9 protein-coding genes are annotated in these 5,480 nt (G+C 64.8%); 6 read left to right on the forward strand and 3 right to left on the reverse strand.

Annotated features, from left to right (window positions below):
- Positions 1–158: 158 nt before the first annotated feature.
- Positions 159–566, forward strand: coding sequence for a RidA family protein (locus tag WAN02_RS03335; RefSeq protein WP_422262763.1), 408 nt, complete (start codon positions 159–161; stop codon positions 564–566).
- Here WAN02_RS03335 and WAN02_RS03340 read toward each other — a convergent pair.
- Positions 521–880, reverse strand: coding sequence for a DUF952 domain-containing protein (locus WAN02_RS03340; protein WP_422262764.1), 360 nt, complete (start codon positions 878–880; stop codon positions 521–523). The genes WAN02_RS03335 and WAN02_RS03340 overlap by 46 nt on opposite strands.
- A gap of 124 nt (positions 881–1,004) precedes the next feature.
- Here WAN02_RS03340 and WAN02_RS03345 point away from each other — a divergent pair, with 124 nt between their 5' ends.
- Both WAN02_RS03345 and WAN02_RS03350 read left to right on the forward strand, forming a co-directional pair.
- On the forward strand, positions 1,005–1,202 hold the full coding sequence (locus WAN02_RS03345; RefSeq protein ID WP_422262765.1) for a DUF7455 domain-containing protein: 198 nt from the start codon (positions 1,005–1,007) through the stop codon (positions 1,200–1,202).
- Positions 1,203–1,263: 61 nt separating this feature from the next.
- Entirely contained in the window at positions 1,264–2,250 is a 987-nt protein-coding gene (locus WAN02_RS03350; protein WP_422262766.1) for a YihY/virulence factor BrkB family protein, read from the forward strand.
- On the opposite strand, the gene WAN02_RS03355 is transcribed toward WAN02_RS03350, so the two are convergent.
- Positions 2,237–2,476, reverse strand: coding sequence for a DUF3039 domain-containing protein (locus WAN02_RS03355; protein ID WP_422262767.1), 240 nt, complete (start codon positions 2,474–2,476; stop codon positions 2,237–2,239). The two genes, WAN02_RS03350 and WAN02_RS03355, sit on opposite strands and share 14 nt — an antisense overlap.
- 61 nt (positions 2,477–2,537) lie before the next feature.
- Between WAN02_RS03355 and WAN02_RS03360 the strand changes: the two genes are divergently transcribed.
- The 3 genes from WAN02_RS03360 to WAN02_RS03370 all read left to right on the forward strand — a co-directional run bounded on the left by WAN02_RS03360 (position 2,538) and on the right by WAN02_RS03370 (position 4,865).
- Positions 2,538–2,942 (forward strand): DUF3099 domain-containing protein, encoded by a 405-nt coding sequence (locus WAN02_RS03360; RefSeq protein WP_422262768.1) that lies wholly within the window; start codon positions 2,538–2,540, stop codon positions 2,940–2,942.
- A gap of 147 nt (positions 2,943–3,089) precedes the next feature.
- Positions 3,090–4,049, forward strand: a complete 960-nt coding sequence (gene sigB / locus WAN02_RS03365; RefSeq protein ID WP_422262769.1) for a sigma-70 family RNA polymerase sigma factor SigB — start codon at positions 3,090–3,092, stop codon at positions 4,047–4,049.
- Between the two features lie 123 nt (positions 4,050–4,172).
- The gene (locus WAN02_RS03370; protein WP_422262770.1) at positions 4,173–4,865 is read left to right on the forward strand and encodes a metal-dependent transcriptional regulator; all 693 of its coding nucleotides are present in this window, start codon (positions 4,173–4,175) and stop codon (positions 4,863–4,865) included.
- Positions 4,866–4,878: 13 nt separating this feature from the next.
- Here WAN02_RS03370 and WAN02_RS03375 read toward each other — a convergent pair.
- Positions 4,879–5,480, reverse strand: a 602-nt coding sequence (locus tag WAN02_RS03375) for a DUF4192 domain-containing protein (RefSeq protein WP_422262771.1), incomplete at its 5' end; no start/stop codon positions are given.

Below are 5,480 nucleotides of genomic sequence, written 5' to 3' on the forward strand. Positions count from 1 at the left end.
CAGGGGCGTGCTGGCGGTGGTCTGGCAAAAGCTTAGGACTACCAAGCAGCGTTGTCCCGGTGTTTGTCGGACGCGTCATCGGCACCAGCCGGCTCGAACGGGTTGCGCTAGAAGAAATTCGGATGCGCTGGCGACGCCGGCTGCCCTAGGTTGGCCGCATGTCAACCAGCCGCATCCTGGTGTCGTCCGGGACTGACTTCGAGTCGACCGTCGGTTACTCCCGCGCAGTGCGCGTCGGCCCGCACGTCGCCGTAGCGGGCACGACCGGGCCCGGGACGCCCGGCGATATCGGCGCCCAGACGCGAGAAGCATTGCGCCGCATCGAGATCGCTCTCAACGAGGCGGGAGCGGCATTGAGCGACGTGATCCGCACTCGGGTCTATGTGACCGACATTTCCCGTTGGCGTGAGGTCGCGGAGGTGCACGCCGGGGTATTCGGCCAGATCCGCCCGGCGGCCACCATGGTGGAAGTGGCGGCGCTCATCGGCCCGGAGTTGTTGGTGGAGATCGAAGCCGACGCCTATTCGGCGATCGCCGCGAACGAGCCGTCAGCGGCGGGCCGGTAGATGGTGACGTTGATCACAGTCCCAACGGGCAAGGCGCCGTACAGATGCGGGAACAGCATCGACTCCGGATCCGTTGCTACTCCTAGTTCCCAACGAATGGGTGAGTCCAGACGACTCGGATCGATGTGCAGCAGAACGAGGTCCGCACGGCCGCGATAGAGCCGGTTGGCCGGCAGGTGCACTTGCTCTGGCGTCGACAAATGGATGAAGCCCACGCTGGTGAGCGACTCGGGTCTTAGTTCGCCGTGAACTTGGGCGGCCGACCACTCGTCGTTGGGGCAAAGGTGTACCAGCACCGCCGGCGGCCGATTCATACCGCCATATTGCTCCGACGGCCAAACGGCACGGGGTGAGAAACGACACAGCCGGTAAACCGGCGGTGAAGACGGCCAAAAGCGTTGACATCTGAGACAGTGGAGAAGGCAGAACGGAGAAGCCATGAACGCAACGTTGACCAGTCCAGAGTTGACCCGGGCTGATCGGTGCGATCGGTGCAGTGCTGCTGCACGCGTTCGCGCCAAGCTGCCCTCCGGCGCAGAGCTTCTGTTCTGCCAACACCATGCCAACGAGCATGAGGCGAAGCTGATCGAGTTGTCCGCCGTGCTGGAAGCCAGCGGCGAACCAATCGCGTCCTAGACACGACTCGCCACCTGCAATCCTGGCGGTCGATGCGTTAGTCGGGAATCCTGAACGGGTCATGACCGACCTCCCAGTAAAACCTTCGCGACATCACATTTGGCGAATCACTCGGCGGGCGTTGTCGAAAAGCTGGGACGATTCGATTTTTTCGGAGGCCGCGCAAGCGGCGTTCTGGTCGGCGTTGTCGTTGCCGCCACTGCTGCTGGGGATGCTCGGAAGCCTCGCCTACGTGGCGCCGCTGTTCGGACCGGACACGATGTCGGTGATCGAGCACTATCTGGTGTCGATGTCGAACAAGATTTTCTCGCAGAGCGTCGTTCACGAGATCATCGAGCCGACCATTGCCGACATCGATCGCGGCGCTCGCGGCGAAGTGGTGTCGTTGGGCTTTTTGATTTCGCTGTGGGCGGGGTCATCGGCAATCTCCGCCTTCGTCGATTCTGTGGTCGAGGCTCACGATCAGACCCCGCTGCGGCACCCGGTGCGTCAGCGCCTGTTCGCGTTGGGCCTGTACATGGTGATGTTGCTCTTCGTGATCGTCACTGCCCCGCTGATGGTGCGGGGGCCGCGCAAGCTCGCCGAGTTCATTCCCAACGGCCTCCAGGACGTGCTGGCCTACGGCTACTACCCCGCGCTGCTCGCCGGTCTGATCGCCACCGTGGTGGTGCTGTATCGCGTGGCTTTGCCGGACCCGATTCCGTCGCACCGGCTGGTCTTCGGTGCGGCCCTGGCCAGTGTGGCGTTCGTGATCGCCACACTAGGGCTGCGTATCTATCTGAGGTACATCACCGGCACCGGTTACACCTACGGCGCGCTGGCGACCCCGATCGCATTTCTGCTGTTCGCGTTCTTCGCGGGCTTCTCGATCATGTTGGGTGCGGAGTTCAACGCCGCCATCCAGGAGGAGTGGCCGGCCCCCCGCACGCACGCCCACCGGATGCGAAGGTGGCTGGTCAAGCGGGCCAAGGAGGTCGTCGACGACGCCGGTGAGGCAACGAACGACGACACGCCGCCCGTGCACCCCGACCCGGTCAGCTCTTCTTGAGCGACTGGTAGATCCGCTTGCAGTCGGGGCAGACCGGCGACCCCGGCTTTGCCGACTTCGTCACCGGGAACACCTCACCGCACAGCGCCACGACATGCGTGCCCATCACGGCGCTCTCCGCGATCTTGTCCTTCTTGACGTAGTGGAAGAACTTGGGGGTGTCGCTGTCGGTCCCGTCGTCGACGCGTTCGTCGGTGTCGGTCCGCTCGATCGTCTGGGTCTCCATGGCACATATTGTGCCGGAACCGGACCCGCCACCGTGAGCAAAGTTGTGCAACAGTGGAGAAATGAGGCGCAGCCACGAGCTGGGTTTCGACGACGATGGTCGACCGATCCTCATCACCGCCGCCGCACCCTCGTACGAAGTCCAACACCGTCAACGCGTGCGGAAATATTTGACGATCATGTCGTTCCGCATTCCGGCGCTGCTCCTCGCCGCCCTCGCGTACGGCATGTGGCACAACGGTCTTCTCTCACTGGCGATCGTCGCGGTGTCGATCCCGCTGCCGTGGATCGCGGTGCTAATCGCTAATGACCGTCCACCACGCCGCGCCGACGAACCGCGTCGATTCGATGAACCGGTACGGCGCACCCCGCTCTTCCCCACCGCCGAACGGCCCGCGATCGAGCGCTACAGCCGCCCGTCCCAGCAACCGGGTTCGCCTCGCCCGCAACCCGACGGTTCCGAATAACCCGCTGCCGCAGCGGGTTCTCAGCACATTCTCAGTTCAAGTGGACATTTCCGCATGTCAACGGGTGTGAGATGGCCACCCCGCGGGAACTACTACGTCGGGTTGCTCGTTGTACCCGATGACTGTTCACGCTCTGAGGAGGCCGCCATGGCAAAAGCCAACACAATCCGGATTGATGGCGATCTGGATGCTCAAAGCCCAGCCGCGGACCTGGTGCGCGTGTACTTGAACGGGATCGGCAAGACCGCGTTGCTCAACGCCGCCGACGAGGTTGAACTCGCCAAGCGAATCGAGGCCGGCCTGTACGCCAAGCATCTGCTGGAGACCCGTAAGCGTCTCGGGGAGAACCGCAAGCGCGACTTGGCCGCCGTCGTCCGCGATGGTCAGGCAGCGCGCAGCCACCTGCTGGAAGCCAACCTGCGGTTGGTCGTGTCGCTGGCCAAGCGCTACACGGGCCGTGGAATGCCGCTGCTGGACCTCATCCAGGAAGGCAATCTCGGGCTGATCCGCGCGATGGAAAAGTTCGACTACGCAAAGGGATTCAAGTTCTCTACATACGCGACGTGGTTGATCCGGCAGGCGATCACCCGGGGCATGGCCGACCAGAGCCGCACCATCCGGCTGCCCGTCCACCTGGTCGAGCAGGTCAACAAGCTGGCTCGTATCAAGCGTGAGATGCACCAGAACCTCGGCCGCGAAGCTACCGACGAGGAACTGGCTGCCGAGTCGGGTATCCCGGTCGAGAAGATCAACGACCTGCTCGAGCACAGCCGCGATCCGGTAAGCCTCGACATGCCGGTGGGGTCCGAAGAGGAAGCGCCGCTGGGCGATTTCATCGAGGACGCCGAGGCGATGTCCGCGGAGAACTCGGTGATCGCCGAGTTGCTGCACACCGACATCCGTAGCGTGCTCGCCACTCTCGACGAACGTGAGCATCAGGTGATCCGGCTGCGCTTCGGGCTCGACGATGGCCAGCCCCGCACGCTCGACCAGATCGGCAAGCTGTTCGGTCTGTCGCGCGAACGGGTTCGCCAAATCGAGCGCGAGGTAATGGCCAAGTTGCGCAATGGTGAGCGCGCTGACCGGCTGCGCTCATACGCGAGCTGACCACCCACCCAGCACCGAAAAGTAGGCCCGTCGCACCAGCGGCGGGCATACTGCTGCGCTGGAGTGTTAGCGAACCATTCGCGCAGCTGGGCAAGTAGACTCGGCGGCAATGGAGGGTGCGGAATGAACGACCTGGTTGATACCACCGAGATGTACCTGCGGACCATCTACGACCTCGAGGAAGAGGGCGTTACCCCGCTGCGTGCCCGGATCGCCGAACGGCTTGACCAGAGTGGGCCCACGGTCAGCCAGACTGTGTCGCGAATGGAACGCGACGGGCTGTTGCACGTGGCTGGCGACCGCCATCTCGAGTTGACCGACAAGGGCCGCACGTTGGCCATTTCCGTGATGCGCAAGCACCGTCTGGCCGAGCGGCTGCTGGTCGATGTCATCGGCGTGCCGTGGGAAGAAGTGCACGCCGAGGCCTGCCGGTGGGAGCACGTCATGAGCGAAGACGTCGAGCGTCGGCTCATGAAGGTGCTCAACAACCCGACCACGTCGCCGTTCGGCAACCCGATTCCCGGGCTCACCGATCTGGGCATCGGCGACGACTTCGGCGCCGAAGACGGCAACCTGGTGCGGTTGACTGAGTTGCCCGCCGGGCCGCCCGTCGCTGTTGTGGTGCGCCAGTTGACCGAGCACGTGCAGGGCGACATCGACTTGATCACCCGTCTCAAGGACGCCGGCGTCGTTCCCAACGCCAGGGTGACCGTCGAATCCAACCAGGCCGGCGGCGTGACCATCGTGATTCCGGGCCACGAGAACGTGAGCCTGCCGCATGAGATGGCGCACGCCGTCAAGGTCGAAAAGGTCTAGCCCCGAGGCTGTTTCAGACTGCCCGGCGTCCGAATGCCCTTCGCGGGGGTAGCCGCACGCCGAGCTGCTCGGCCAACCGGTACCCGGTGACCGCCAGCTCCCGAATGTGCTCAGGCCGCAGGCCGGATTGCAATGCGGTATCGAGCATGCCCGCCATCCGGTGACCCGGTTCGCAGCGCAGCGCCGCCTCCAGCGACACCCCGGCCAGTGGTCCGTCGCCGCGGGCGTAGGCGCTGAACGCGAGCAACACCAACGGCTCCGCTCGCCAACGTGTGGGCAGGCTGCGCGACAGCAGCGCCCACAGCGCCTCGGCGTCCCCGGCGCTGTGACCCACCGCCAGGGCGTACAGCGTGTCGCGGACCTCAACGTCGACCAGTGAGCACGCCAGGCCGGCCAACTCGGCCTCGGCGAGTGGCTGCCCGTCGCCGACCCGAGCTGCTGCCGCCATCGCGTCCTCGACATCACGACGCACACAGGCCGTCGGGTTTACTCGGTGCGCGGTGGCGCGCGTCGCGGCGCGTCCGGTGATCAGACCGGTGAGCGAGGCACTTCGAGCGCGGTCGTCGACCGCGATGACCGCCTCCAGGTCGGCGCGGCGGGCGTAGAGCCGACGGC

Origin of the sequence: Mycobacterium sp. (assembly GCF_049281135.1) — a bacterium.
Lineage (GTDB): Bacteria > Actinomycetota > Actinomycetes > Mycobacteriales > Mycobacteriaceae > Mycobacterium.